The 24,768-nt window shown below is 72.1% G+C and carries 26 protein-coding genes and 1 riboswitch; of the genes, 10 read left to right on the top strand and 16 right to left on the bottom strand.

What is annotated here, in order from left to right; all coding sequences use genetic code 11:
* The first annotated feature begins 8 nt into the window (after nt 1-8).
* Together ASG83_RS08030 and ASG83_RS08025 are read left to right on the top strand one after the other, a co-directional pair.
* Nucleotides 9-806 carry a CPBP family intramembrane glutamic endopeptidase gene (locus ASG83_RS08030; RefSeq protein WP_055859718.1) on the top strand — a complete coding sequence of 266 codons (798 nt, stop codon included), beginning with the start codon at nt 9-11 and terminating at the stop codon, nt 804-806.
* Nucleotides 807-815: 9 nt separating this feature from the next.
* A complete protein-coding gene (locus ASG83_RS08025; RefSeq protein WP_055859715.1) occupies nt 816-1,325 on the top strand; it encodes a peroxiredoxin in 510 nt (169 codons plus the stop codon).
* Nucleotides 1,326-1,554: 229 nt separating this feature from the next.
* Here the strand turns inward: ASG83_RS08025 and gcvP are convergent, their stop codons facing one another.
* From gcvP to ASG83_RS08005, 4 genes are all read right to left on the bottom strand, one after another.
* A complete protein-coding gene (gcvP, locus tag ASG83_RS08020) occupies nt 1,555-4,509 on the bottom strand; it encodes an aminomethyl-transferring glycine dehydrogenase (RefSeq protein ID WP_055859713.1) in 2,955 nt (984 codons plus the stop codon).
* A gap of 15 nt (nt 4,510-4,524) precedes the next feature.
* A complete protein-coding gene (gcvH, locus tag ASG83_RS08015) occupies nt 4,525-4,899 on the bottom strand; it encodes a glycine cleavage system protein GcvH (protein WP_055859709.1) in 375 nt (124 codons plus the stop codon).
* A gap of 2 nt (nt 4,900-4,901) precedes the next feature.
* Complete coding sequence (gcvT, locus tag ASG83_RS08010; protein ID WP_082599166.1) at nt 4,902-6,077, bottom strand: glycine cleavage system aminomethyltransferase GcvT; 1,176 nt, start codon at nt 6,075-6,077, stop codon at nt 4,902-4,904.
* Between the two features lie 166 nt (nt 6,078-6,243).
* A riboswitch (glycine riboswitch) is annotated at nt 6,244-6,343 on the bottom strand.
* Nucleotides 6,344-6,391: 48 nt separating this feature from the next.
* A complete protein-coding gene (locus ASG83_RS08005; protein WP_200932300.1) occupies nt 6,392-6,940 on the bottom strand; it encodes a general stress protein in 549 nt (182 codons plus the stop codon).
* A gap of 36 nt (nt 6,941-6,976) precedes the next feature.
* On the opposite strand from ASG83_RS08005, the gene ASG83_RS08000 reads away from it, so the two are divergent.
* From ASG83_RS08000 to ASG83_RS07990, 3 genes are read left to right on the top strand one after another with little or no spacing between them, the layout of a single operon-like run.
* Nucleotides 6,977-8,308, top strand: coding sequence for a magnesium transporter MgtE N-terminal domain-containing protein (locus ASG83_RS08000; RefSeq protein ID WP_055859707.1), 1,332 nt, complete (start codon nt 6,977-6,979; stop codon nt 8,306-8,308).
* Nucleotides 8,298-8,864: a DUF1003 domain-containing protein gene (locus ASG83_RS07995; RefSeq protein ID WP_055859704.1), complete on the top strand. Its 567-nt coding sequence runs from the start codon at nt 8,298-8,300 to the stop codon at nt 8,862-8,864. The genes ASG83_RS08000 and ASG83_RS07995 overlap by 11 nt, the downstream gene beginning before the upstream one ends.
* The gene (locus ASG83_RS07990; protein ID WP_055859701.1) at nt 8,857-9,972 is read left to right on the top strand and encodes an Mrp/NBP35 family ATP-binding protein; all 1,116 of its coding nucleotides are present in this window, start codon (nt 8,857-8,859) and stop codon (nt 9,970-9,972) included. Before ASG83_RS07995 ends, ASG83_RS07990 begins: the two co-directional genes overlap by 8 nt.
* A gap of 56 nt (nt 9,973-10,028) precedes the next feature.
* Here ASG83_RS07990 and ASG83_RS12675 read toward each other — a convergent pair whose 3' ends face one another.
* The gene (locus ASG83_RS12675) at nt 10,029-10,190 is read right to left on the bottom strand and encodes a hypothetical protein (protein ID WP_156376794.1); all 162 of its coding nucleotides are present in this window, start codon (nt 10,188-10,190) and stop codon (nt 10,029-10,031) included.
* A gap of 53 nt (nt 10,191-10,243) precedes the next feature.
* Between ASG83_RS12675 and ASG83_RS07985 the strand changes: the two genes are divergently transcribed.
* Nucleotides 10,244-11,170, top strand: a complete 927-nt coding sequence (locus tag ASG83_RS07985; protein ID WP_055859698.1) for a LysR family transcriptional regulator — start codon at nt 10,244-10,246, stop codon at nt 11,168-11,170.
* 3 nt (nt 11,171-11,173) lie between these two features.
* Here the strand turns inward: ASG83_RS07985 and ASG83_RS07980 are convergent, their stop codons facing one another.
* The gene (locus tag ASG83_RS07980) at nt 11,174-11,566 is read right to left on the bottom strand and encodes a hypothetical protein (protein WP_055859695.1); all 393 of its coding nucleotides are present in this window, start codon (nt 11,564-11,566) and stop codon (nt 11,174-11,176) included.
* 63 nt (nt 11,567-11,629) lie between these two features.
* Here ASG83_RS07980 and ASG83_RS07975 point away from each other — a divergent pair, with 63 nt between their 5' ends.
* Nucleotides 11,630-12,262, top strand: a complete 633-nt coding sequence (locus ASG83_RS07975) for an O-methyltransferase (protein ID WP_055859692.1) — start codon at nt 11,630-11,632, stop codon at nt 12,260-12,262.
* 91 nt (nt 12,263-12,353) lie between these two features.
* Here ASG83_RS07975 and ASG83_RS12485 read toward each other — a convergent pair whose 3' ends face one another.
* The 3 genes from ASG83_RS12485 to dapE form a co-directional block, all read right to left on the bottom strand.
* Nucleotides 12,354-12,521: a DUF3117 domain-containing protein gene (locus tag ASG83_RS12485; RefSeq protein WP_082514986.1), complete on the bottom strand. Its 168-nt coding sequence runs from the start codon at nt 12,519-12,521 to the stop codon at nt 12,354-12,356.
* Nucleotides 12,522-12,639: 118 nt separating this feature from the next.
* Nucleotides 12,640-13,887 carry a hypothetical protein gene (locus tag ASG83_RS07970; RefSeq protein WP_235460137.1) on the bottom strand — a complete coding sequence of 416 codons (1,248 nt, stop codon included), beginning with the start codon at nt 13,885-13,887 and terminating at the stop codon, nt 12,640-12,642.
* Nucleotides 13,869-14,987: a succinyl-diaminopimelate desuccinylase gene (gene dapE / locus ASG83_RS07965; protein WP_082514985.1), complete on the bottom strand. Its 1,119-nt coding sequence runs from the start codon at nt 14,985-14,987 to the stop codon at nt 13,869-13,871. The genes ASG83_RS07970 and dapE overlap by 19 nt, the downstream gene beginning before the upstream one ends.
* Before the next feature lie 39 nt (nt 14,988-15,026).
* On the opposite strand from dapE, the gene dapD reads away from it, so the two are divergent.
* Together dapD and efeU are read left to right on the top strand one after the other, a co-directional pair.
* Entirely contained in the window at nt 15,027-15,992 is a 966-nt protein-coding gene (gene dapD / locus ASG83_RS07960) for a 2,3,4,5-tetrahydropyridine-2,6-dicarboxylate N-succinyltransferase (protein ID WP_055859686.1), read from the top strand.
* Nucleotides 15,993-16,112: 120 nt separating this feature from the next.
* Nucleotides 16,113-17,033, top strand: coding sequence for an iron uptake transporter permease EfeU (efeU, locus tag ASG83_RS07955; RefSeq protein ID WP_055859683.1), 921 nt, complete (start codon nt 16,113-16,115; stop codon nt 17,031-17,033).
* Here the strand turns inward: efeU and ASG83_RS07950 are convergent.
* From ASG83_RS07950 to ASG83_RS07930, 6 genes are all read right to left on the bottom strand, one after another.
* Entirely contained in the window at nt 17,030-18,313 is a 1,284-nt protein-coding gene (locus ASG83_RS07950) for a citrate synthase (RefSeq protein WP_055859679.1), read from the bottom strand. The genes efeU and ASG83_RS07950 overlap by 4 nt on opposite strands.
* A 178-nt stretch (nt 18,314-18,491) precedes the next feature.
* Nucleotides 18,492-19,643 (bottom strand): succinyldiaminopimelate transaminase, encoded by a 1,152-nt coding sequence (gene dapC / locus ASG83_RS07945; protein WP_055859676.1) that lies wholly within the window; start codon nt 19,641-19,643, stop codon nt 18,492-18,494.
* 4 nt (nt 19,644-19,647) lie between these two features.
* The coding region (gene fdxA / locus ASG83_RS12480) for a ferredoxin (protein WP_156711107.1) at nt 19,648-19,909 on the bottom strand (262 nt) is incomplete at its 3' end.
* The gene (locus ASG83_RS07940; RefSeq protein ID WP_055859673.1) at nt 19,906-20,334 is read right to left on the bottom strand and encodes a hypothetical protein; all 429 of its coding nucleotides are present in this window, start codon (nt 20,332-20,334) and stop codon (nt 19,906-19,908) included. The genes ASG83_RS07940 and fdxA, both read right to left, overlap by 4 nt.
* A gap of 5 nt (nt 20,335-20,339) precedes the next feature.
* Nucleotides 20,340-21,464, bottom strand: coding sequence for a branched-chain amino acid aminotransferase (locus ASG83_RS07935; RefSeq protein WP_055859669.1), 1,125 nt, complete (start codon nt 21,462-21,464; stop codon nt 20,340-20,342).
* 105 nt (nt 21,465-21,569) lie between these two features.
* Nucleotides 21,570-22,619 (bottom strand): 3-isopropylmalate dehydrogenase, encoded by a 1,050-nt coding sequence (locus ASG83_RS07930; RefSeq protein ID WP_055859666.1) that lies wholly within the window; start codon nt 22,617-22,619, stop codon nt 21,570-21,572.
* Nucleotides 22,620-22,827: 208 nt separating this feature from the next.
* Here ASG83_RS07930 and ASG83_RS07925 point away from each other — a divergent pair, with 208 nt between their 5' ends.
* The gene (locus ASG83_RS07925; protein ID WP_055859663.1) at nt 22,828-23,067 is read left to right on the top strand and encodes a DUF6458 family protein; all 240 of its coding nucleotides are present in this window, start codon (nt 22,828-22,830) and stop codon (nt 23,065-23,067) included.
* 84 nt (nt 23,068-23,151) lie between these two features.
* Here ASG83_RS07925 and serA read toward each other — a convergent pair whose 3' ends face one another.
* On the bottom strand, nt 23,152-24,744 hold the full coding sequence (gene serA / locus ASG83_RS07920) for a phosphoglycerate dehydrogenase (protein ID WP_055859659.1): 1,593 nt from the start codon (nt 24,742-24,744) through the stop codon (nt 23,152-23,154).
* Between the last annotated feature and the right edge of the window lie 24 nt (nt 24,745-24,768).

Below are 24,768 nucleotides of genomic sequence, written 5' to 3'. Positions count from 1 at the left end.
CTTCTGCCGTGACCGCCCTCTCCGCGCCCGACATCAGCACGGGCATCCCCTCGCCACGACGTATCCGCGCCGAGATCCTCATCGTCCTCGGCCTCTCGCTCGGCGCGAGCGCCGTCTACTCGCTCGTGGCGATCATCAATCGCGTCACCCGCGACGTGCCGCTCTCGCAGCAGACCGCCACGATCAACGGTGCGCGCGACGAGCGCGAGATCTTCGACCTGATCTACCAGCTCCTCGCGATCGTCTTCGACCTCGTCGCCGTCGCCCTCGTCGCGCTCCTGCTGTGGCGGGCGGCCCGACCGCACCTCGGGCGGCTCGGCATCGACGGGACCCGACCCTGGCGCGACGCGCGGGACGGCCTCGGCCTCGCCGTGCTCATCGGGGTGCCGGGCCTCGCGCTGTACGTCGCCGGCCGCGCGCTCGGGGTCACGGTGACCGTCGTGCCGACCGCGCTCGACACCTACTGGTGGACCGTCCCGGTGCTGCTCCTCGCCGCGTTCCGCGCCGGCGCCACCGAGGAGGTGATCGCGATCGGCTACCTCTTCGCCCGCCTGCGCGACCTGCGCTGGAGCCCGTGGGCGGTCATCCTGACGAGCGCGCTCCTGCGGGCGACCTACCACCTGTATCAAGGGTTCGGGGCCTTCGTCGGGAACTTCGTCATGGGCATCGTGTTCGGCTGGATCTACACGCGCACCGGCCGCGTCCTCCCCCTCGTGATCGGGCACACGGTCCTCGACGCTGTGATCTTCGTGGGATACCCCTGGGCGGCCGCGGAGTTCCCGGAACTTCTCGGGTTGCCCGCCTAGCCTCGCCGCATGCCCCAGCCCGAGATCGGCCAGCTCGCCCCCGACTTCACCCTGCCCGGCGTGACCATGCGGGGCGCGGATGCTCAGCACCGGCTCTTCTCGCTGCGCGAGCACCGCGGCTCGCCCCTCGTGCTCGCGTTCTACCCGGCCGACGCCTCGCCCGGCTGCACCGCGCAGCTGTGCAGCTACCAGAGCGAGCTCACCGGCTTCGAGGAGCTCGGCGCGGAGGTGTGGGCGATCAGCCGCCAGAGCGCCGCGTCGCACGAGTCGTTCGCCCGCCGCTCGACGCTCACCTTCCCGCTGCTCGCGGACGAGCGCGGCGACGTCGTCGACGCGTACGGGGTCGGGCTGTTCGGGGTGGGCGTGCGCCGCTCGATCTTCATCGTCGACGCCGACGGCGTGCTCCGCTGGAAGCACGTCGCCCTCGTCGGTGTCACCTACCAGAGCGCGGCGACGATCCGCGAGCAGCTCGCGCTGCTGCCGGGCGCACCCGGGCTCGACGCCTCCGCCGCCTCCTAGGCCGCAGGCGCGACGCCTCCGCCGCCTCCTGCTTCGCGGACTCCGGTGCCGTTCCCGAACGGCTGCCCTGCGCGCGCTCCCCGCGCGCGCGTGCCTCGACCAAATGAAGGGAGCGGCGCCCGCCGCATCGGCGTGTCGTGGACGACACGCCGATGACCGGCGGCGCGCTCCCTTCATTTGGTTCGGCAGGCGGGCGCGACCCGTCAGGCGAACGCATCGGCAGGCGCCGCTAGGCGAAGGCCTCGATCGGCGGGCAGGCGCAGACGAGGTTGCGGTCGCCATAGGCCTGGTCGACGCGGCGCACCGGCGGCCAGTACTTGTCGGCGCGCGTGGCTCCGAACCCGCCGGAGCCGTCTGCCCCGTGCCCGTGCTCGTCGCCCGCGACGAGCGACGCCGGGTAGACGGCGAGCTCGCGCGAGTAGGGGTGCTCCCACTCGCCGGCGATGACGCTCTCGGCGGTGTGCGGCGCGTTGACGAGCGGGTTGTCGTCCGCGGGCCACTCCCCCGCGGCGACGCGGTCGGCCTCGAGGCGGATGGCGATCATGGCCTGGATGAACCGCTCGAGCTCGGCGAGGTCCTCCGACTCGGTCGGCTCGACCATGAGGGTGCCCGCGACGGGGAACGACATCGTCGGCGCGTGGAAGCCGTAGTCCATGAGTCGCTTCGCGACGTCGTCGTTGCCGATGCCGGTCGACTCCTTCAGCGGGCGCAGGTCGAGGATGCACTCGTGCGCGACGAGGCCGTTCTCGCCCGCGTAGAGCACCGGGTAGTGCTCGCGGAGCCGCAGCGCCACGTAGTTGGCCGCGAGGACGGCGTTCGCCGTCGCATCCGTCAGCCCCTCGGCGCCCATCATGCGGGCGTAGGCCCACGAGATCGGCAGGATGCTCGCCGAGCCGTAGGGCGCGGCGGAGACGGGCGCTCCGCGGTGCTCGACGGCTCCCGCGCTGCCGGTCGCCATGTCGAACGGCGGGTGCTGGTGCATCTGGGCGAGCGGGTGGCCGGGCAGGAACTCCGCGAGGTGCGCCTTCGCCGCGACGGGGCCGACGCCGGGCCCTCCCCCGCCGTGCGGGATGCAGAACGTCTTGTGCAGGTTGAGGTGGCTGACGTCGCCGCCGATGTCGCCGTAGCGGGCGTAGCCGAGGAGCGCGTTGAGATTGGCGCCGTCGATGTACACCTGGCCGCCGGCCTCGTGCACGGCCGCCGTGACCTCCATGACGTCGTGCTCGTACACGCCGTGCGTCGACGGGTAGGTGATCATGAGTGCGGCGAGCTCGTCGCGGTGCGCCTCGATCTTCGCGCGCAGGTCGGCGAGGTCGACGTCGCCCGTCTCGGTCGTCGCGATGACGACGACGCGCATCCCGGCCAGGACGGCCGAGGCCGCGTTGGTGCCGTGCGCGCTCGACGGGATCAGGCAGACCGTGCGGTGCTCGTCGCCGCGCGAGCGGTGGTAGCCGCGGATCGCGAGGAGGCCCGCGAGCTCGCCCTGGCTGCCGGCGTTCGGCTGCAGCGACACGGCGTCGTACCCCGTGAGCTCGGCGAGCCACGTCTCGAGCATGCCGATGAGCACGAGCGATCCCTGGACGTCCTCGAGCGGCGCGAAGGGGTGCAGCGCGCTGAACTCGGGCCACGTGACGGCCGCCATCTCGGTCGCCGCGTTGAGCTTCATCGTGCACGAGCCGAGCGGGATCATGCCGCGGTCGAGCGCGTAGTCGCGGTCGGCGAGGCGCTTGAGGTAGCGCATCATCGCGGTCTCGCTGCGGTGCGTGTGGAACACCGGGTGCGTCATGAACTCGGAGGTGCGCTCGAGAGCTGGGGGGATGCGCGTGGCCGGCTCGGCCGGTCCGGCGCCAGGGATGCCCGACCCCGCCATGAAGCCGAACACCGCGGAGAGCTCGGCGATGAGCGCCGGGTCGGTCGACGACTGCTCGTCGAAGCTCAGCCGGACGGTGTCGGCATCGACGCGCCACAGGAGGATGTCGCGGTCGCGTGCCGCGGCGAGGACGTCGTCGGCGCGGCCGGGCACGGAGATCGTGAGGGTGTCGAACGCCGAGTCGTTGAGTACGTCGACGCTGTTCGCCGCGAGGCGGTCGGCGAAGGCGGCGGTCGTGCTCGCGACGCGCGTCGCGATGCGGCGCAGCCCGTCGGGGCCGTGGTAGACCCCGAACATCGAAGCCATGACGGCGAGCAGCACCTGCGCGGTGCAGATGTTCGACGTCGCCTTGTCGCGGCGGATGTGCTGCTCGCGCGTCTGCAGCGTGAGCCGGTAGGCGGGGCGGCCGTCGGCGTCGCGCGAGACGCCGACGAGGCGGCCGGGCATCGATCGCTCGAGGCCCTCGCGCACGGCGAGGTAGCCGGCGTGCGGTCCGCCGAAGCCCATGGGAACACCGAACCGCTGGGTGGTGCCGACGGCGACGTCGGCGCCGAGCTCGCCCGGGCTCGTGATGAGTGTCAGCGCGAGGAGGTCGGCGGCGACGATCGCGAGGCCGCCCTGCTCCTTGACGCGGGCGATGATCGCCGACGGATCCCAGATGCGACCCGAGGCGGCGGGGTACTGCACGAAGACGCCGAACGCCTCGGGGAGGTCGGCCGGGTCGGCCTCGGCGAGCGGCAGATACCGCAGCTCGAGACCCACGGCCTCGGCGCGCCCATCCAGCACCGCGCGCGTCTGGGCGAACAGGTCGCTGTCGACGAGGAAGACGTTCGACGAGCTCTTGGATGCCCTGCGCGCGAGCAGCATGCCCTCGACGACGGCGGTCGCCTCGTCGAGCATCGACGCGTTGGCGGTGTGCAGGCCCGCGAGCTCGCTCACCATGGTCTGGAAGTTCAGCAGCGCCTCGAGCCGACCCTGCGAGATCTCGGGCTGGTAGGGCGTGTAGGCCGTGTACCAGCTGGGGTTCTCGAGGATGTTGCGCTGGATCACGGCGGGCGTGATCGTGCCGTAGTAGCCCTGGCCGATGAGGCTCGTCCGCACGCGATTCTCGGCCGCGATGGCGCGCAGCTCGGCGAGGGCCTGGGCCTCGGTCGCGGGGGCGGGCAGGCTGCGCAGCGGGGCGGTCTGGCGGATCGCGGACGGGACCGCGGCATCCATGAGGGCGTCGAGCGAGGCGTAGCCGAGCGCGTCGAGCATGAGCTGCCGCGCGGAGTCGTCGATGCCGATGTGGCGGGCGCTGAAATCGAGAGACATGGGTGTCGGATGCTCCTACTCGCCGATGAGGGCGCGGTACTCGTCGGCGCTCAGGAGCGCCGGGGTCTCGGCGACGCGCACCTTGACGAGCCAGCCGTCGCCGTACGGGTCGGAGTTGATGGTCTCGGGGGCGTCGACGACGGCGCCGTTCGCCTCGACGACCTCGCCGTCGAGCGGCGCATACAGCTCGCCGACCGACTTCGTCGACTCGACCTCGCCGACGATCGAGCCGGAGGTGACGGCGGCGCCGACCTTGGGCAGGTCGACGTAGACGACGTCGCCGAGGGCGTCGGCGGCGTACTGCGTGATGCCCACGGTGGCGACGTCGCCCTCGAGGCGCACCCACTCGTGCTCGGCGGTGTACTGCAGGTCGGCGGGGACGGCGCTCATGGTCAGGCCTCTTTCTTGTAGAAGGGGAGCGGGACGACGGTCGCGGGGATGCGGCTGCCGCGGACGTCGAGGTCGAGGGTCGTGCCGGGCTCGGCGTGGGCCGGGTCGACGAAGGCCATCGCGATCGGGTGGCCGAGGGTCGGAGAGAGGGCGCCGGAGGTGATCTCGCCCACGACCTCGTCGCCGCTCATGACGGCGTAGCCGGCGCGCGCGGCGCGGCGGCCCTCCGCGGCGAGGCCGACGAGCACGCGGGCGCTCTCGCCCGGGCCGGCCTCGATCGCGGCCTTGCCGACGAACGACTCCTTCGCCGTCACGACGACGCGGCCCAGACCCGCCTGGACGGGCTGGATGCTCGTGCCGAGCTCGTGGCCGTAGAGCGGCATGCCCGCCTCGAGCCGCAGGGTGTCGCGCGACGCGAGCCCGCACGGCTGCAGGCCGAGCGGCTCGCCCGCGGCGAGCAGCGCTCGCCAGAGCGCCGCGGCGTGCGCGACGTCTAGGTAGAGCTCGAAGCCGTCCTCCCCCGTGTAGCCCGTGCGGGCGACGAGGACCTCGATGGAGTCGTCGCCCTCCGGCCCGGTGAACGTGCCGGTCGTCCAGGCGTAGTACTTCAGCTCGTCGAGCTCGGGGGCGAGGAACTGCGGCGTCGCGTCGAGCACCGCGCGCGCAGCGGGCCCCTGCACCGCGATGAGCGCCGTCGCGTCTGTGCGGTCGTCGATGGCGACCCCGTGGTCGGCGGTGCGCGCGGTGAGGGCGGCGACCACGGCATCCCGATTGGAGGCGTTCGCGACGACGAGGAACTCGTGGTCGGTGATGCGGTAGACGATGAGGTCGTCGATGATGCCGCCGCGCTCGTCGAGGATCAGCGAGTACTTCGCCTTCCCGACGGCGAGCGCCGACAGCCGGCCGGCGAGCGCCTCGTCGAGGAAGGCGCCCGCGGCCTCGCCGAGAATCGAGATCTCGGCCATGTGCGAGATGTCGAAGAGACCCGCGGCCGTGCGCACCGCGTGGTGCTCGGCGAGGTCGGAGGTGTACCGCACCGGCATCTGCCAGCCCGCGAAGTCGGTGAAGCTCGCGCCGAGGGCGACGTGCTGCTCGTGCAGGGGCGAGAACCGCGGGGTCACCGCGGGGGCGGGATCGGACGCGGACGTCGGATCGGAGGCGGTGCGGGGATCGGACACGGAGTTCTCCCTTGCGCTGAAGGCCGGTGGAACTCCCCCTCTGTCATGGTGCCTGAGAGCTTCGCGCGCCCGTTCCGGTCGTGCCGGTCGGGGCGAGCTTTCACCGTGGGCGAGATCGCTCGTCGCCGACGTCGGCGTCGGGATGCGCTCTGCTTTTCAGAGTGGCCTGGCGAGAGCGGTACGCGTACCTGAGAGATTGGCGGGGAGGCTTGCTCCTTCGGTGCCGTCGGCGGCCTCGGCCCCGTCGGCTCTCCCGCACTCGCTGTGCGGCCCGATGTTCGGTTGTGGTGGAGCTGTCCTGCGGGTTCAGGGTATCAATCGCCGGGGCGATCCGCGGCCTCGTCGGCCGGATCCGTCGCGGCGGCGTGATCGCGGTGCGAGGGGCCCTCCGCGAGCACCTGCTGCGCTCGCGCGGTGAGGTTCGGATCGATGATGATCTGGTAGTTGCTCGCGAGCACCTGGTGGGTCGCGGTGAAGTCGCGACGACGGCGGTTGAGGGCGTACGAGACGACGCCGAAGAGCAGCCCGAACCCGGCGCCGATGAGGGCGGCGGCGAGGATGAAGGAGAAGTCGCCGGTCGGCGAGAACAGGAACAGCAGCAGGCCGATGAAGAGGCCGAACCAGGCGCCGCTCGCGGCCCCGGCGAGCGCCGCGCGGGCGTAGGTGAGCTTGCCGGTGATCTTCTCGACCGTCTTCAGGTCGTTGCCGACGATGGACAGCTTCTTGACCGGGAAGTCGGCGAGCGCGAGCCGGTTCACGATCTTCTGGGCCTCGGGGTAGCTGTCGTAGGTGCCGAGCACGTCGCCCCGCGGAACGACCGGCGAGGCGGCGGTGCGGCGCGCGAAGGGGCTGCTGTTCGTCATCGGCTCATTGTGTCAGCCCGGCGGTAGGGTTTCAGCGTGAGCGCCGCGAAAGTCTTCGTCGCCCGGCTGAGCGGGTGCTCCGTCTTCGACCCCGCGGGCGACAAGGTGGGCAAGGTCCGCGACGTCCTGGTCGTCTACCGGCGAACGGATGCCCCGCGCGTGGTCGGCCTCGTGGTCGAGGTGCCCGGCCGGCGCCGGGTGTTCCTCTCCATCGGCCGCGTCACGAGCATCGGCTCGGGGCAGATCATCACGACCGGGCTCATCAACCTGCGCCGCTTCGAGCAGCGCGGCGGCGAGGTGCGCGTGCTCGCCGAGATGATCGGCCGTCGCGTCGCGCTGCGCGACGGCAGCGGCGAGGCGACCGTCGAGGATGTCGCGATCGAGGAGTCCGGCCCCGGTGAGTGGGCCGTCGGGCAGCTGTTCCTGCGCCGCCCCCGCCCGGCCGCCGCGCCGTTCGCCAAGGGCGGCACCGTGTTCGCGCGGTGGGTCGACGTCATCGAGCGGGCCTCGGGCGCCGAGGGGCAGAGCGCCGAGCAGCTCATCGCCCAGTACACCGACCTCCTCCCCGCCGACCTCGCCAACACGCTCCTGGAGCTCTCGGAGGAGAGGCGCATGGAGGTCGCGGAGGAGCTGCCCGACGACCGCCTCGCCGACGCGCTCGAGGAGATGCCGGAGTCGGACCAGGTGCAGATCCTCTCCCAGCTCGACGACGACCGCGCCGCCGACGTGCTCGACAACATGGAGCCCGACGACGCCGCCGACCTCATCGCGCAGCTGCCGACCACGCGCGGCGAGCACCTGCTCGAGCTCATGGACCCGGAGGAGGCGGAGGACGTCCGCTTCCTGCTGTCCTACGACGCCGATACCGCCGGCGGTCTCATGACGACCGAGCCCATCATCGTCTCGGCCGACGCGACCGTCGCCGAGGGCCTCGCCCTGATCCGCCGGCACGAGCTCGCTCCGGCGATCGGCGCGGCGATCTGCGTGACGCTCCCGCCGTACGAGCCGCCGACCGGCCGGTACCTGGGCATGGTCCACTTCCAGCGGATGCTCCGCTACCCGCCGCACGAGCGCCTGGGAACCCTGCTGGACCAGGGCATCGAGCCCGTGACGCCCGACACCTCGGCCGCCGAGGTCTCGCGGCGCCTCGCGAGCTACGACCTCGTCTCGCTGCCGGTCGTCGACGAGACGCGGCGCCTCGTCGGCCTCGTGACCATCGACGACGTGCTCGACTACCTGCTGCCCGACGACTGGCGCAGCGCCGAGCACGACGCTCCGCTGCCGCCGCGCGCGCGTCGACGCTCGGCCGCCCCGCTGCCGCGCGCCGGGCGCGGACCGGTGACCAGGAGGCCGGCCGATGGCCGCTGAGCGCCGTCGCCGCCCGGTCGCGACCCCGCGCCGCGACGACCTCGACGCGCCCAAGTCGCAGCGCCGGCCGCTGTTCCGGCCCCAGTTCACGAGCCGAGACCGCATCGGTCGCTTCTCGGAGGGCTTCGCCCGGGCGATGGGGACGCCGTGGTTCCTCATCGGCATGACGGTCTTCGTCGCCGTCTGGATCACCTTCAACAGCACGGCGCCGATCGGGGCGCAGTTCGATCCGCGCTCGCTCAACTTCACGCTGCTGACGCTCATCCTGTCGCTGCAGGCCTCGTACGCGGCGCCGCTCATCCTGCTCGCGCAGAACCGGCAGGACGACCGCGACCGCGTCCAGATCGAGCAGGACCGGCAGCGCGCCGAGCGCAACCTGGCCGACACCGAGTACCTCGCCCGCGAGGTCGTCGCGCTGCGCCTGGCGATGAAGGACATCGCCACGAAGGAGTTCATCCGCGCCGAGCTGCGCAGCCTCCTGGAGGAGCTCGACCGCTCCGAGGTCGAGGACGCCGCCGTCGCCGTGGACGACCTCGACCGCGACCGCCGTGGCTGACTCTGCTCCCCCGGCGGCCCCCACCGAGGAGCAGGTGCGGCGAGCGCTCGCACGGGTCATGGACCCGGAGCTGCGCCGACCCGTCACCGAGCTCGACATGGTGCCCCGCGTGAGCGTGCAGGGCGACCGCGTCGCCATCGACCTCGAGCTCACGATCGTGGGCTGCCCCGCGGCCGACCGCATCGAGCGCGATGTGCGCGCCGCGGCATCCTCGGTGCCGGGCGTCGCGGGCGTCGACGTCGCGGTCGGCGTGATGGCCCCGGCGGTGCGGGATGCCCTCATCGCGCGTCTGCGCGGCGACCGGCCCGCCATGCCGTTCACCCCCGACTCGCTCACGAGGGTCATCGCCGTGACGAGCGGCAAGGGCGGCGTGGGGAAGAGCACGATCACCGCGAACCTCGCCGTCGCCCTTGCGCAGCAGGGGCTGCGCGTCGGGCTCGTCGACGCCGACGTGTTCGGCTTCTCGATCCCGGGGCTGCTCGGCATCGCGGGCGAGAGGCCGACGCGCGTGGGCGAGGCGATCATGCCGCCGCGCGCGCACGACGTCGCCGTGATCTCGATCGGGATGTTCGTCGACGAGCGCACCGCCGTGTCGTGGCGGGGGCCGATGCTGCATCGCACCGTTCAGCAGTTCCTGACGGACGTCTACTTCGGCGACCTCGACGTGCTCGTGCTCGACATGCCGCCCGGCACCGGCGACGTCGCGATCTCGGTGGGGCAGCTGCTGCCGCACGCCGAGGTGCTCGTCGTCACGACGCCGCAGAAGGCCGCCGCCGACGTGGCCGAGCGCTCGGCGCTCGTCGCGCGGCAGACCGGCCAGACCGTGATCGGCGTCGTGGAGAACATGGCAGGGCTCGCGCAGCCCGACGGCGGCGTGCTCGAGCTCTTCGGCTCGGGCGGCGGGGCCGAGACGGCGGCGCGGCTCGACGTGCCGCTGCTCGCGCGCGTGCCGCTCTCGGTCGCGCTGCGCGAGGGCGGCGATGCGGGCGAGCCGATCGTGCTCGTCGACGGCGATCCGGCGGGCGACGCGATCCGCGAGCTCGCGCGCGTCGTGGCGGCGCGGGGCCGCGGGCTCGCGGGCCGGCCGCTCTCCGTCTCGCCGCGCTGAGTCGAGGGGCGGGCGGGGCGCGCCGAGCATCCGCGCCTCAACGACGGAGTCTGCGGCTACGTGCGCGGAAGCGACGGCACGCGACGGTAGCCGTCCTTCGCCGTCACGACGGCGGTCGAGACCGCTCCGGCGATACCGAGCAGAGCGATGATGAGCAATCCGGCGAGCATGTCCGCGTTCTCCTTCGTGTCTTCCTGAACGCCTCTATTGGATCCCATCCACGGATTCAGCACAATCTAATGTTTCTTAGGTGTCCATGTAGCATCACTACATGGATGTGCGCCGGCTCGAACTGCTCCGCGAGCTCGCCGATCGCGGCTCGATCACTGCTGTCGCGGCGGCCACCCACCGCACCGCGAGCGCCGTCTCGCAGCAGCTCAAGCTGCTGGAGCGGGAAGCGGGCGTGGCCCTGACGGGGCGCCGAGGGCGCGGCATCGAGCTCACCGGCGCCGGCCTCGCGCTCGCCGAGACCGCCCGACGCATCGCCGTCGCGATCGAGTCTGCCGAGGCGCTGTGGCTGGAGTTCAAGCAGAGCCCGCAGGGCACGGTCTCGGTGAGCGCCTTCCCCACCGCCGGCCAGATGCTCCTGCCGGGAACGCTGCGGGCGCTGCGCGACGAGCCGGGCCTGGAGATCGTGCTCACCGATCACGACCTGCCGCTGCCCGACTTCGCCCAGCTCACCGCCGACTACGACATCGTGATCGCGGACTCGCAGGGGATCCCCGCGCACTGGAACGAGAACGGCCTGCGCTGCGTCCCGCTCATGACCGAGCCCTTCGACGTCGCTCTGCCCGCCGGGCACCGGCTGGTGGAGAAGACCGTCGTGCGCGGCACCGACCTCGTGGACGAGCAGTGGATCGGCGCGCCCGTCGGCTACCCGTACGACCGCGTGCTCGAGCGGCTCGGCGCCGCGGTGGGCCGCGAGCCGCGCATCGTGCAGCGCATCATGGACAACCTCATCGTCGAGCGCCTCGTCGCCGCGGGCATCGGGATCGCGATCCTGCCCCGATTCACGACCCGCAGCCACGGCAACGGCATCGTCACGCGCCCCATCACGGGTCTGCCGGCGGAGCGGCAGATCTCGGCGCTCATGCGCGCCGACCGCGCGGAGCGACCGAGCGTGCGGCGCGTGCTCGAGCTGCTGAGCGCCGAGGCCGTCCGCGTCGTGGAGGGCTGGCGCACGGTCGGAGAGCGCTGAGACCTAGGTCGCCTCGGCGTCGAACGGCGCCGGTCGGCCCTCGCGCAGCAGCCGCTGCCGCTGGGCGTACGCCGACTCGCGCACGGGCGCCGACACGGTCGCCGCTGCGCCGCCGACCCCGGGCCGAGTCGGTGCGCCTTCGTCCTCCAGGAGCGCCTCCCTGATGATGCGGCGCGGGTCGTACTGGCGCGGATCGAGCTTCTTCCAGTCGACGTCGTCGAAGTCGGGGCCCATCTCCTCGCGCATGCGCTCCTTCGCCCCATTGGCCATGTCGCGCATCGTGCGGATGAAGCGCGCGAACTGGGCCGCGTAGCCGGGAAGCCGGTCGGGCCCGATGAGGAGCACGGCGATGAGCCCGATGAGCAGGAGCTTCTCGAACGTCAGGCCGAAGGACACCCGCTCACAATAGCCGGGCGAACCGCGGGCCCACCCCTAGGCTGTCTGCGAGAAGGAGGGCCCGTGGCCAGCAAGGAACTGTCGTGGAAGTACGTCGAGGAATCGACGGTCGAACCCGACGAGATCGCCGCGGCGCGCGCCCACTCCGTCGAGCAGGGCGTCGAGCCCGTCACCGCCGCGACGGGCGCCCACCTCGCGCTCGCGACCGCCGCCCTCGACGCGCAGTCCATCATCGAGATCGGCACCGGTCTCGGTGTCAGCGGGCTCTGGATGCTCCGCGGCGCGCCCGGCGCCCACCTCACGACGATCGACCTCGAGGCCGAGCACCAGCAGCACGCCCGCAAGTTCTTCACCGACGCCGGTCACGCGACCGCCCGCGTGCGCATGATCACGGGACGCGCGATCGAGGTCCTTCCGCGCATGAACGAGTCGAGCTACGACGTCGTCTTCGTGGACGCCGACGCGCAGGGCCTCCTCGACTACCTCGAGCACGCGCTGCGACTCGTCCGCGCAGGCGGCATCGTGCTCATCCCCCACGCACTGTGGCGCGACACGGTCGCCGACCCGGCCAAGCGCGAGGCCACCACCCGCGACTTCCGCTCCGTGATCGGCGAGCTCGCCGGCTCGAGCGCTGTGCACACGGCTCTGTCGCCCGTCGGCGACGGCCTGCTGCAGATCATCAAGCGCGGCGCGTAGCCCCCCGCGGGCCGCGGCTCGATGAGCCTCGGGAACACGAGACGGGGCCGGGCCCGAAGGCCCGACCCCGTTCACGCATCGGGTGCTGTCGTCAGGAGATCGCCGCGGCGAGCGCGTCGTGCAGTTCCTTCGCCTCGTCATCGTTGACGGAGACGACCAGGCGGCCACCGCCCTCGAGCGGTACGCGCACGATGATCAGTCGCCCCTCCTTGACAGCCTCCATCGGTCCGTCGCCGGTTCTCGGCTTCATGGCGGCCATATTCGGTCTCCCCTTTCGATGAAAGCTCTGCCTTCATTATCTAGTACGCGGCGCATTCGGCTAAATCGACGGATGCCCGGCCGTGGATACTCCGTGCCGCCCGCGCCGGGCATCCCGATCAGGGAGGTGTCCAGTCGATGCCGTCGACCCACCAGGCGATGTGCACCCAGCCGTACTGGCCCGCGATCGAGACCGCGAGCATCGTCACGACGATCAGTGCGCGCAGCCAGCGCGGACGCACGGCGAGCGCGCCGGCGGCGAGCGCGCCGAGCGCGGGGGCGAGCGGCAGCAGGAGTCGGAACGTGCTCGACTGCGGGAAGAAGACGGCGAGGAGGTAGACGGCGTAGGCGATGATCCAGCAGCGGATGGCCACGGGCATCCGTCGCATCTGCGGGAGCGCGAACGAGGCCGACGCCGCGACGAGCACGAGCGCGAGCACGACCGGGCCCGCCGTCTCGCCGAGCCACCATCGCGCCCCCTGCCACCACGCGGTGAACGGCACGAGCTCCACGGGGCCGACGTACGGGCGGCGCCAGGCGAGCTCGGTGTCGGTGTACCCCGTGAGGTCGCCCGTCGCGAGCGCGACGATGCCCGGCCAGGCCAGGCCCGCGAGCCCCGCGATCACCGTCACCGCGGCGAGCTCGACGCGCTCGCGCACCGGGAACGGCTCGAGACCGCGACGATGGCGACGCCAGCGCCACGCGAGCAGGGGCGCGAGCGCGAGCGCGAACGCGAGCCCGCTCGGCCGGGTCAGGGCCATGATCGTCACGAGGACGGCGAGGGGCGCGTACCGGCGCTCGAGGAGCAGGAGCAGAGCCCCGAGCAGCATCGCGAGGTGCAGCGACTCGGCGTACGCGACCTGCAGGATCGGTGAGATCGGAGCGAGGCACAGCAGCGCCGTCGCGAGCAGCGCCGCCCGCTCGTCCAGCCACGTGCGCACGAGCCGGTGGAAGAGCATCGCCGCGACCGCCCCCGCGACGACCGACACGGCCACGGCGGCCGCCGCGAACTCCAGCCCCGTGAGCACCATGACCCCGCGCACGACGAACGGGTAGACGGGCATGAACGCGAACGCGTTCTCGGTCGCGAGCCCCGCCTCGTCGCGCGGGATGTCGTCGGGGTAGCCGCCGGCGGCGATGATCCAGTACCACGTGCCGTCCCACAGGCGCGCGAAGTCGAAGTAGCCGGGCTGCGCGGGCGTCCACGCGTTCGCCGGCTGCCGCGAGGCGACGTGCAGCAGGATGCCCGTGGAGACGATCCGCGACGCCGCGTACACCGCGAGGACGCTCAGCCACCACGGCGCGCGTCGAGCGCGGGCGAGCAGCCGCTCCCCCGCCTGTCGGGGACTCAGGCCGAGGTGAGCCACGCTCGCAGGCCGCGCTCGCACGCGACGATCTGCTCGACCGGGACGCGCTCGTCGTCGGTGTGAGCGAGCGACGGGTCGCCGGGGCCGTAGTTGACCGCCGGGATGCCGAGCTCGCTGAAGCGCGCGACGTCCGTCCAGCCGTACTTGGGGGCGGGCTCGGCGCCGACGGCTGCGACGAAGCGCTGCGCGAGCGGGGCATCCAGGCCGGGGCGGGCGCCCGCCGCCGCGTCGGTGACGACGACCGCGACGGGCGGGTCGAGATCGGCCACGAGGTCGCGCACGTGCTGCTCGGCCTCGGCGAGGGTCTTGTCGGGGGCGAAGCGGTAGTTGACGGTCACGTTCGCGGCGTCGGGGATGACGTTGCCCGCGACCCCGCCGCTCACGCCGACCGCGTTGAGGCCCTCGCGGTAGTCGAGGCCGTCGACCGTCACGGTCGCGGGCTCGTAGTCGGCGAGGCGCTGAAGGATCGGCGCGAGGGCGTGGACGGCGTTGACGCCCATCCATGAGCGGGCGGAGTGCGCTCGGCGGCCCGTCGTGCTGAGCTCGAGGCGCAGCGTGCCGTTGCAGCCGCCCTCGATGCCCGCACTGCTGGGCTCGCCGAGGATCGCGAAGTCGCCCTCCAGCAGCTCGGGGCGCGTGCGGGCGAGGCGACCGAGGCCGTTGAGCTCGCTCGCGACCTCCTCGTGGTCGTACCAGACCCACGTGATGTCGTAGGCGGGGTCGGTCAGCTGCACCGCGAGGGCGAGCAGCACCGCGCAGCCGCCCTTCATGTCGACCGTGCCGCGGCCCCACAGGGTGTCGACACCGTCGTCGATGCTGCGGCGGGTCGGCAGGTTGTCGTTGATCGGCACCGTGTCGATGTGGCCGGCGATGACGACGCGCTCGGCGCGTCCGAGGCTCGTGCGCGCGACGATCGCGTCGCCGTCGCGCACGAGCTCCAGGTGCGGGGCGTGCGCGCGCAGGGTCGCCTCGATCGTGTCGGCGAGCGCGCGCTCGTCGGCCGAGACGCTCGGGATGTCGCACAGCGCCGCGGTGAGCGCGACGACGTCGTCGAGGAGGTCGCCGGTCAGCGGCGGGGCGGTCATCGGATGCGCGTTCATCGGCACGAGCCTAGTTCGCGGCGCGGGTAGCCTGGATCCATGCCCGACAGCTCGCCCACGCACGCCTGGGGCTACGGCCTCGCCACCGTCCGCCTCGCCGACGGCGAGGTGCTCGACACGTGGTTCCCCTCCCCCGCGCTCGGCGCGCTGCCCGAGGGCCGCGACCGCCACATCGTGCCGGCCGACATCGAGCACCTGGAGGCGGAGGACGCGCGCCGAGGGGTGAGGATCGAGGCCCGCACGGTCGAGATCGAGCTGGCGGCGGCCCCCGCATCCACGCCCGATGCGTACCTGCGCCTGCACCTGCTGTCGCACCGCCTCGTGACGCCGAACACCATCACCCTCGACGGCGTGTTCGCGCACCTGCCGATCGTCATGTGGACGACGGCGGGGCCCGTGCACCCGGACGACTTCGACGCGAACCGGCCGGCGCTGCAGCGCGCCGGCATCTCGCCGCTCGGCATCGACAAGTTCCCGCGCCTGCTCGACTACGTCACGCCGCCGCGGGTGCGCATCGCGGACGCCTCGCGCGTGCGCCTGGGCGCCTACCTCTCGCCCGGCACGACCGTCATGCACGAGGGCTTCGTGAACTTCAACGCCGGGACGCTCGGCGCCTCGATGGTCGAGGGCCGCATCAGCCAGGGCGTCGTCGTCGGCGACGGCAGCGACATCGGCGGCGGCGCCTCGATCATGGGCACGCTCTCGGGGGGCGGCACGCACCGCGTCGCGATCGGGCAGCGCGCGCTGCTCGGCGCGAACTCCGGCATCGGCATCTCGATCGGCGACGACTCGGTCGTCGAGGCGGGCCTCTACGTGACCGCGGGCACGAAGGTCGTCGTGCTCGACGGCTCGCTCGATGCGGATGCCCGCCCGCGCACCGTCAAGGCGGCGCAGCTCTCGGGCGTGGCCGGCCTGCTGTTCCGGCGCAACTCGCTCACCGGAGCGGTCGAGGTGCTGCCCCGGACGGGGGCCGGTGTGACGCTCAACGAGGCGCTGCACGCGTAGGAGGGCGCAGGAGGGTGCAGGCGCTCTCTCGGACTCACGGTCGTCTCACGGCATCGCCCGGGGTATATTAGGCAAGCCTTACCTCGCCTGAACCCGTCTCGTCGCCGACAGGAGATCCGCATGCTCGCCAACCTCATCATCGGACTCCGGGAAGGGCTCGAGGCGGCGCTCGTCGTCGGCTTGATCCTCGCCGCCGTGCACCGGATCGGACGCAGCGACCTCGTGCCGCGCATCTGGCTCGGGGTCGGCCTCGCCGCCGCTCTCTCGCTCGCGACGGGTGCGGTGCTCACCTTCGGCACCGCCACGCTCGACCGCCGTGCGCAGGAGTTCGTGACGGGCGTGCTGTCGCTGCTCGCCGTCGCGCTCGTGACCTGGATGATCATCTGGATGGCGACCACCGCCTCGACGCTGCGGCACCGCATCGATGCGGACGTCTCGCACGCCGTCGCGGGCAGCGGGCGCACACTCGCCGTCCTCGCGTTCCTCGCCGTCGCGCGAGAGGGCACGGAGACCGCGCTCTTCCTCTGGGCCTCGACCAGCACGAGCGACGCCCCGATCGCGGGCGTCGCCGGCGCTCTGCTGGGCCTCGGCATCGCGATCGGCCTGGGCTGGCTGCTGTTCCGCCGGCTGGTGCGCATCGACCTCGGTCGCTTCTTCGCCTGGACGGGCGCGCTGCTCGTCCTGATCGCCGCGGGCGTGCTGGCCTACGGACTCCACGAGCTGCAGGAGGTCGGCATGCTCCCCGGACCCGACCAGGCGGCCCCGGCGGGCGCTCCGGCCGCGCTCGCGTGGCTCTGGGGCACCGCGTTCACGCAGATCCTGCCGGCGGGCTCGCTCCCCGCTGCGGTGCTGACCGGCGCCTTCGGCATCGCACCGACGATGACCTGGCTGCAGGTGGTCGCCTGGGTCGGCTACGTCGCGATCGTCATGACGATCTTCGTGCGGACGATCCGCGCTCGTCGCCGCCCTGCGGCACCGAGCGCCCCCGACTCGAGCACGGCGCGGGCGCTGACGCCGACGAGCGCCGGCGCTCCGGTCTAGCGCTGCGGCCAGTCGCGCGCGGGCGCGCCCGTGTAGAGCTGCTGGGGGCGGCCGATCTTCGTCTGCGGGTCGTCGTTCATCTCGCGCCAGTGGGCGATCCAGCCGGGGAGCCGGCCGATCGCGAAGAGCACCGTGAACATGCGCGTCGGGAAGCCCATCGCCTTGTAGATGACGCCGGTGTAGAAGTCGACGTTCGGGTAGAGGCGACGCTCCTTGAAGTAGTCGTCGCCGAGCGCGATCTGCTCGAGCTCGCGCGCGATGTCCAGCAGCGGGTCGCTGATGCCGAGGTCGGCGAGCACGGCGTCGGCGCTCTCCTTGACGAGCTTGGCGCGCGGGTCGTACGACTTGTAGACCCGGTGGCCGAAGCCCATGAGCTTGATGCCGTCCTCCTTGTTCTTCACCCGCTCGACGAAGCGCTCGACGCTCTCGCCGCTGTCGCGGATGCGCCCGAGCATCGTGAGCACCGACTCGTTGGCGCCGCCGTGAAGCGGGCCGGAGAGGGCGTTGATGCCCGCCGAGATGGAGGCGAACAGGTTGGCCTCGGTCGAGCCGACCAGGCGAACGGTCGAGGTCGAGGCGTTCTGCTCGTGGTCCTCGTGGAGGATCAGCAGGCGCTCGAGCGCCTCCGACATGACCGGGTTGACCTCGTACGGCTCTGCCATCGTGCCGAAGTTGAGCCGGAGGAAGTTGTCGACGAAGCTCAGCGAGTTGTCGGGGTAGAGGAAGGCCTGGCCGACCGACTTCTTGTGCGCGTAGGCCGCGATCACCGGGAGCTTGGCGAGCAGACGGATCGTGGAGATCTCGACCTGCTCGGGGTCGTGCGGGTTGAGCGAGTCGCCGTAGTAGGTCGACAGCGCCGAGACGGCGGACGACAGCACCGACATGGGGTGCGCCTGGTGCGGCAGCGAGTCGAAGAAGCGCTTGAGGTCCTCGTGCAGGAGGGTGTGGCGCCGCACGCGCTCGTCGAACGCGGCGAGCTCCGACTCGCTCGGCAGCTCCCCGTAGATGAGCAGCCACGCGACCTCGAGGAAGCTCGAGTTCGCCGCGATGTCCTCGATCGCGTAGCCGCGGTAGCGCAGGATCCCCTGGTCGCCGTCGATGTAGGTGATCGCGCTCTTGGTCGAGGCGGTGTTGACGAAGCCGTAGTCGAGCGCCGTGAGGCCCGTCTGCCTGGTGAGGGTCGAGACGTCGATGCTCGAGGCGCCGTCGACGCTTCTCAGGATGGGGAACTCCGCGGTTCCGCCGGGGAACTGCAGGATGGCCTTGTCGGCGTCGCTCACTGCGCCTCCTCGCGTTGGTGGGGTCGGGGGTGGTGGCGGGATAGCCGCGTTCGTCGGGGTGGCGCCGGTCCGCGGAAGGAACCCGACTACAGCCTAGGCGACCGCGGCGACCAGTACCGCATCGGCCAAGACACCCGACCCCGGGTTGTCGATGACCGCCAAGGATGTCCGTGGGCTGTCACAACGCCGCAGCGCGCAGTCGCGCGACGGCCTGCGAGATCCGCTCATCGCTCGCCGTGAGCGCGAACCGCACGTGCCGCGAGCCCTCCCCCTCGTAGAAGGTGCCGGGAGCGACGAGGATCCCGAGCTCCGCGAGCTGCGCGAGGGTGTCGAGCGCCGGCTCGTCGCGCGTGGCCCAGAGGTAGAGTCCGGCCTCGGAGCGGTCGATGCGGAAGCCGGACGCGCGCAGGGCACCGGCGAGGGCATCCCGTCGGGCTCGATAGATCTCGCGCTGGGTGGCGACGTGCGCGTCGTCGTCGAGCGCCGCGATCATCGCCGCCTGCACGGGAGCGGGCGGGATGAGCCCGAGGTGCTTGCGCGCCTCGAGCAGCTGCCGCACGAGGGCAGGGTCGCCGGCGAGGAAGGCCGCGCGATAGCCGGCGAGGTTGGACTGCTTCGAGAGCGAGTAGACGCTCAGGAGCCCCGAGTGGTCGCCCGCCGTCACGAGCGGGTCGAGGATGCTCGGCACGCGCGCGACGGCGTGCGGGTCGTCCTCGCCGCCGTCGGCGGGCTCCGCGCCCCACCGCTCGGGCTCCCACCCGAGCTCGGCGTAGCACTCGTCGTTGACGATGACCGCTCCGAGCTCGCGGGCGCGCAGCACCGCCGCGCGCAGCGCCTCCACGCCGAGCACGGCGCCGTCGGGGTTGCCGGGCGAGTTGATCCAGATGAGGCGGGCGCCCTCGGGCCAGCGCGCGGGGTCGTCCTCCGCGACGGCGCGCGCTCCGATGAGCGCGGCGCCGACGGCGTACGTGGGGTAGGCGGTGCGGGGGTGCACGATGACGTCGTCGCGGCCGAGGCCGAGCAGGAGCGGCAGGAGAGCGACGAGCTCCTTCGACCCGATCGTGGGGATGACCGCGTCCGGGCCGATCAGGGTCACATCACGACGACGCGCGTACCAGCGCACGATCGCCTCGCGCAGCGCGGGCGTGCCCATCGTCTGCGGGTAGGCGTGCGCGTCGGTCGCGGCCACGAGCGCGTCGCGCACGACGGCGGGCGTCGCATCGACGGGCGAGCCGACCGAGAGATCGACGATGCCATCGGAGTGGGCCCGCGCACGGGCCGCGAACGGCGCGAGGGAGTCCCAGGGGAAGTCGGGAAGGGAGAGGGGCACGGGNCCTTCGCCGCACCGCCGGGCGAGCCGATCTCCTGGAAGAACTCGACGTTCGCGCGGTAGTAGTCGCTCCACTGCTCGGGCAGGTCGTCCTCGTAGTAGATCGCCTCGACGGGGCACACGGGCTCGCAGGCGCCGCAGTCGACGCACTCGTCGGGGTGGATGTAGAGCATCCGGTCGCCCTCGTAGATGCAGTCGACCGGGCACTCGTCGATGCACGCGCGGTCTTTGACGTCGACGCAGGGAAGTGCGATCACATAGGTCACGGCGCTGAGGGGTCCTTCTGATCGGGAGCGGTCGGTTCGATGCTACCCGCCGGTCGGCGGTGAGTGCGCTGGATGCGGGGCCACGCGAGCACGACGAGGGCGATGAGCACGATGCCGAGCGTCCAGCCGTAGCCGAGCGGGTTTCCGGGGATCAGGACGGAGCCGCCCGCGCCCGGGGTCGCGAGAGCCAGGGCGACCGAGCCGAGGCCGAATGCTCCGGCGACGGCGGGGCCGCGGTCGTCCCCCCAGGCGCGCAGCCCGCTCAGGAGCAGCGCCGTCGTGACGAGCGCGAGCGCGATGCCGACGGGTGGCAGCGACTGGTGGGTCGCCGAGCCGACGAGGCCGACGGCGGCGCCGCTGAGGCTCGAGAGCGCGAGCACGCCGATGCGGTGCAGCGCCCGGCGGCGGGCGGAGCGGGTGGTCACGTCGCTCAGGCGTCCAGGCGGAGCATCCACCCGTGGGTGTCGGGGCGTCGGCCGTACTGGATGTCGGTGAGCTCCTGGCGGAGCGACATCGTCAGCTCGCCCGGTTCGGCATCGGCCGAGCCGATCGCGAAGGGCTCGCCGTCGACGACGCCCTTCAGGAGGCCGATGGGGGTGACGACGGCGGCGGTGCCGCACGCGAAGGCTTCGACGATGTCGCCCGATGCGACGCCCTCCCGCCACTCCGCGAGGCTCACGCGGCGACGCTCGACCGTGTGGCCGCGGTCCTCCGCGAGCTGCAGGATCGAGTCGCGGGTGATCCCCTCGAGGATCGAGTCGCTCGCGGGAGTGAGCAGAGTGCCGTCCTTCTTCACGAGCACGATGTTCATGCCGCCGAGCTCCTCCAGGTACGTGCCCTCGACCGAGTCGAGGAAGAGCACCTGCTGGCAGCCGTGCTCGGCCGCCTCGGCCTGCGCGACGAGGGAGGCCGCGTAGTTGCCGCCGGTCTTCGCCGCGCCCGTGCCGCCCCTGCCGGCGCGCGAGTACGTCGTCGTGAGCCAGATCGAGACGGGGGCGACGCCGCCGGAGAAGTAGGCGCCCGCGGGCGAGGCGATCACGTAGTACGCGACCTTGTGCGCGGGGCGCACCCCGAGGAATGCCTCCTTGGCGAACATGAAGGGGCGCAGGTAGAGGCTGGTCTCCGGCGCGCTCGGCACCCAGTCGCCGTCGACGGCGATGAGCTGGCGCAACGACTCGAGGAAGTGCTCGACGGGCAGCTCGGGCAGCGCGAGTCGCTTCGCGGAGCGCTGCAGGCGGCGCGCGTTCGCGTCGGGGCGGAACGACCAGATCGAGCCGTCGGCGTGGCGGTAGGCCTTGAGACCCTCGAAGATCTCCTGGCCGTAGTGCAGGACGGCCGCCGAGGGGTCGAGCGAGATCGGGCCGTAGGGCTGCACGCGCGGGCGGTGCCAGCCGCCCTTCTCGCTCCAGCAGATGTCGACCATGTGGTCGGTGAAGTGCTTGCCGAAGCCCGGCGCGGCGAGGATCGCCTCGCGCTCCTCGTCGCTCATCGCACGGTCGTTGCGGGTGACCTGGAAGGTCAGCCCCTGGTCCGCCATCGGCAGGAGGTTCGTCATGGTCGTCCTCGAGGAATCGCCGTCGGATGCTCTCCGACGGTGGAGTGTGGGTTCAGGCTACTCCGCCGCGGGCGCGGAGCAGGTCGGGCCCGCGGGCCCCGTGGTCTAGCGGCCGAGCGCGGCGAGGATGGCCTCCCCCACCTGACGCGTCGAGCGACGCTCGGAGCCGCGACCGGCGAGGTCGGCCGCGACCGCCGCGGTGATGCGCGCGGCTGCCTCCCGGTGCCCGAGGTGGTCGAGCAGCAGGGCGGCCGAGAGGATGGCCGCCGTCGGGTCCGCCTTCTGCTGCCCGGCGATGTCGGGGGCCGAGCCGTGCACGGGCTCGAACATGCTCGGGAAGGCGCGGTCGGGATTGATGTTCCCCGAGGCCGCGAGCCCGATGCCGCCGCTGATGGCGCCGGCCAGGTCGGTCAGGATGTCGCCGAAGAGGTTGTCGGTCACAATGACGTCGAAGCGCGCCGGGTTGGTGACCAGGAAGATCGTCGCGGCGTCGACGTGCAGGTAGTCCACGCGCACGTCGGGGAACTCCGCGGCCACGCGGTCGACCGTGCGCTGCCAGAGCGAGCCGGCGTTCACGAGCACGTTGGTCTTGTGCACGAGCGTGAGCCGGCCGCTGCGCGCCGCGGCCTGGGCGAAGCCGAAGCGCACGACGCGCTCCACGCCGAACGCGGTGTTCACGCTCGTCTCGTTCGCGATCTCGTGCGGGGTCCCGACGCGGATGCTCCCGCCGTTGCCCACGTAGGGACCCTCGGTGCCCTCGCGCACGACGACGAAGTCGACCTCGCCGGGGTTCGACAGGGGCGAGACGACCCCGGGGAAGAGCGTCGTGGGGCGCAGGTTCACGTAGTGGTCGAACGCGAACCGCAGCCGGAGCAGGAGACCGCGCTCGATGAGGCCGCCCGCGAGCCGGGCATCCCGCGGATCGCCGCCGACGGCGCCGAACAGGATCGCGTCGTGGCGCGCGAGGCGTTCCATGGTCTCGTCGTGCAGGATCTCGCCGGTGGCCAGGTAGTGCTCGGCGCCGAGGAAGTACTCGGTCTCGGTGATCTCGACCTCGCCGCCGACCGCCGCGCGGAGAACGGCGAGCGCCTCGGCGGTGACCTCGGGGCCGATGCCGTCTCCGGGGATGACGGCCAGATCGATGGTCGAGGTCATGAGGGCCTTCCTGCGTGGCGGACGGGGCGTTCGACCCCCGGTCGGGGGGCGGTACGGCTGATTCACAGCTTGACCCTCGGATCCCCGGAATGACGGGCGAGGGGGCCTCTTCAGGCTACCGCCTGCGGGGCCCTCCCGGAGGCGAAGGGCTTTCGCGAAGCATCCAGCTAACGCTAGGTTCGCTCCCGGATACGGAAGGAGCTCCGCCATGAGCATCGGATTCGGAATCTTCATGTTCGCGCTGGGGGCGATCCTCGCCTTCGCTGTGAACGTCAGCCTCGATTGGATCGAGCTGTCGACGATCGGGTACATCCTGATGGTCGCCGGCGTCGTGACGGTCATCATCGGCGTCGTGCTGATGAGTCGTCGTCGCACGACGTCGACCTCGCACACCACGGTCGACCCGGTCACGGGCGATCGCGTGACGCGTCGCGACGAGATCGTGTAGATCGCGCAGCCCCCACGCCCCGCACGACGACGGCGCCGCCCCCCACGGGAGCGGCGCCGTTCTCGTGCGCGCGGCGGCGCCGCGTCAGCCCTCGACGATCGTGATCTCGCGCATGACGGTCGCGTCGATGGCGGCGCGCACGCGCTCGAGGAGCTCGTCCGGAACGCGGGAGTCGACCGTGAGGACGCTCAGCGCCGGGCCGCCGGCCTCGTGGCGGGCGATCTGCATGCCGGCGATGTTGATCTGCGCCTCGCCGAACTCCTTGCCGTAGACCGCGACGATTCCCGGGCGGTCGGTGTAGAGCATGACGATGAAGTGCTCGGCCATCGGCACCTCGACGTCGTAGCCGTTGATCTCGACGATCTTCTGCGCCTGCTTCGCGCCCACGAGGGTGCCGGAGACCGACAGCTGCGTGCCGTCCGCGAGCGCGCCGCGGATCGTGAGGAGGTTGCGGTACTCCTCGCTCGTGGCGTCGGTGATGAGGCGCACGGCGACGCCGAGCTGCTCGGCGAGCAGCGGGGCGTTGACGTAGCTGACCTGCTCGCTGGAGATGCGGCCGAAGATGCCCTTGAGAGCGGCGAGCTTGAGCACGTTGACGTCGTGCTCGACGATCTCGCCGCGGACCTCGACGTCGATGCTCGCGAAGGCGTGGTCCGCAAGGCTCGCGAACACCTGGCCGAGCTTCTCCATGAGCGGGATGCCCGGGCGCACGCTCGGGTCGATCACGCCTCCCGCAACGTTGACGGCGTCGGGCACGAGCTCGCCATCGAGCGCGAGGCGCACCGACTTCGCGACCGAGACGCCCGCCTTCTCCTGCGCCTCGTCCGTCGACGCTCCGAGGTGCGGGGTGAGCTGGATGGTGGGGAGGTCGAGGAGGGGCGAGCCGACGGGCGGCTCGGAGACGAAGACGTCGAGGCCGGCGCCGGCGATGCGGCCGGTCGCGAGCGCCTCGCGCAGGGCATCCTCGTCGATGATGCCGCCGCGGCTGGCGTTGACGATCCGCAGGGAGGGCTTGGCCTTCGCGAACTGCGCCGCGCCGATGAGGTTGGTCGTCTCGGGCGTCTTCGGGATGTGGATGGTGATGAAGTCGCTGCGCTCCATGAGCTCATCGAGGCTCAGGAGGGTCACGCCGAGCTGCTGGGCGCGCGCCGGCGGGACGAAGGGGTCGTAGCCGACGAGCTCGACGCCGAAGCCGGCGAGGCGCTGGGCGACGAGCGTGCCGATGCGGCCGAGGCCGACGACGCCGACGGTCTTCTCGTACAGCTCGATGCCGGTGAAGGCCGAGCGCTTCCACTCGCCGCGCTTCATCGAGGCGTTCGCGTCCGGGATGTGCCGGGCGAGCGCGAGCAGGTGCCCGACGGCGAGCTCGGCGGCCGAGATGACGTTGGAGGTCGGGGCGTTCACGACCATCACACCCGCCGTGGTCGCCGCCTTCACGTCGACGTTGTCGAGGCCCACGCCCGCGCGGGCGATGACCTTCAGCCGACGGCCGGCGGCGATCGCCTCGGCGTCCATCTGCGTCGCCGAGCGGATCAGCACCGCGCTCGCATCGGCGAGGGCCGACAGCAGCGCCGAGCGGTCGGTGCCGTCGACCTGGCGGATCTCGAAGTCGGGCCCGAGGGCGTCGACCGTGGCGGGAGAGAGTTCTTCGGCGATGAGCACAACCGGCTTGGTCACGAGGACGTCCTTACGCAGGGGTAC

The sequence above is a fragment of the Yonghaparkia sp. Soil809 genome, from assembly GCF_001429705.1.
GTDB lineage: Bacteria > Actinomycetota > Actinomycetes > Actinomycetales > Microbacteriaceae > Microcella.
This window is presented reverse-complemented; position numbering and strand designations above follow the sequence as displayed.

What these genes read in the sequence shown, in the direction of transcription:
- ASG83_RS08025 (WP_055859715.1), top strand. Translation starts at nt 816, where the DNA reads ATGCCCCAGCCCGAGATCGGCCAGCTCGCCCCCGACTTCACCCTGCCC.
- gcvP (WP_055859713.1), bottom strand. Translation starts at nt 4,509, where the DNA reads ATGTCTCTCGATTTCAGCGCCCGCCACATCGGCATCGACGACTCCGCG.
- gcvH (WP_055859709.1), bottom strand. Translation starts at nt 4,899, where the DNA reads ATGAGCGCCGTCCCCGCCGACCTGCAGTACACCGCCGAGCACGAGTGG.
- ASG83_RS08005 (WP_200932300.1), bottom strand. Translation starts at nt 6,940, where the DNA reads ATGACGAACAGCAGCCCCTTCGCGCGCCGCACCGCCGCCTCGCCGGTC.
- ASG83_RS07995 (WP_055859704.1), top strand. Translation starts at nt 8,298, where the DNA reads ATGGCCGCTGAGCGCCGTCGCCGCCCGGTCGCGACCCCGCGCCGCGAC.
- ASG83_RS12675 (WP_156376794.1), bottom strand. Translation starts at nt 10,190, where the DNA reads ATGGGATCCAATAGAGGCGTTCAGGAAGACACGAAGGAGAACGCGGAC.
- ASG83_RS07985 (WP_055859698.1), top strand. Translation starts at nt 10,244, where the DNA reads ATGGATGTGCGCCGGCTCGAACTGCTCCGCGAGCTCGCCGATCGCGGC.
- ASG83_RS12485 (WP_082514986.1), bottom strand. Translation starts at nt 12,521, where the DNA reads ATGGCCGCCATGAAGCCGAGAACCGGCGACGGACCGATGGAGGCTGTC.
- dapE (WP_082514985.1), bottom strand. Translation starts at nt 14,987, where the DNA reads ATGAACGCGCATCCGATGACCGCCCCGCCGCTGACCGGCGACCTCCTC.
- dapD (WP_055859686.1), top strand. Translation starts at nt 15,027, where the DNA reads ATGCCCGACAGCTCGCCCACGCACGCCTGGGGCTACGGCCTCGCCACC.
- efeU (WP_055859683.1), top strand. Translation starts at nt 16,113, where the DNA reads ATGCTCGCCAACCTCATCATCGGACTCCGGGAAGGGCTCGAGGCGGCG.
- ASG83_RS07935 (WP_055859669.1), bottom strand. Translation starts at nt 21,464, where the DNA reads ATGACGAACCTCCTGCCGATGGCGGACCAGGGGCTGACCTTCCAGGTC.
- ASG83_RS07930 (WP_055859666.1), bottom strand. Translation starts at nt 22,619, where the DNA reads ATGACCTCGACCATCGATCTGGCCGTCATCCCCGGAGACGGCATCGGC.
- ASG83_RS07925 (WP_055859663.1), top strand. Translation starts at nt 22,828, where the DNA reads ATGAGCATCGGATTCGGAATCTTCATGTTCGCGCTGGGGGCGATCCTC.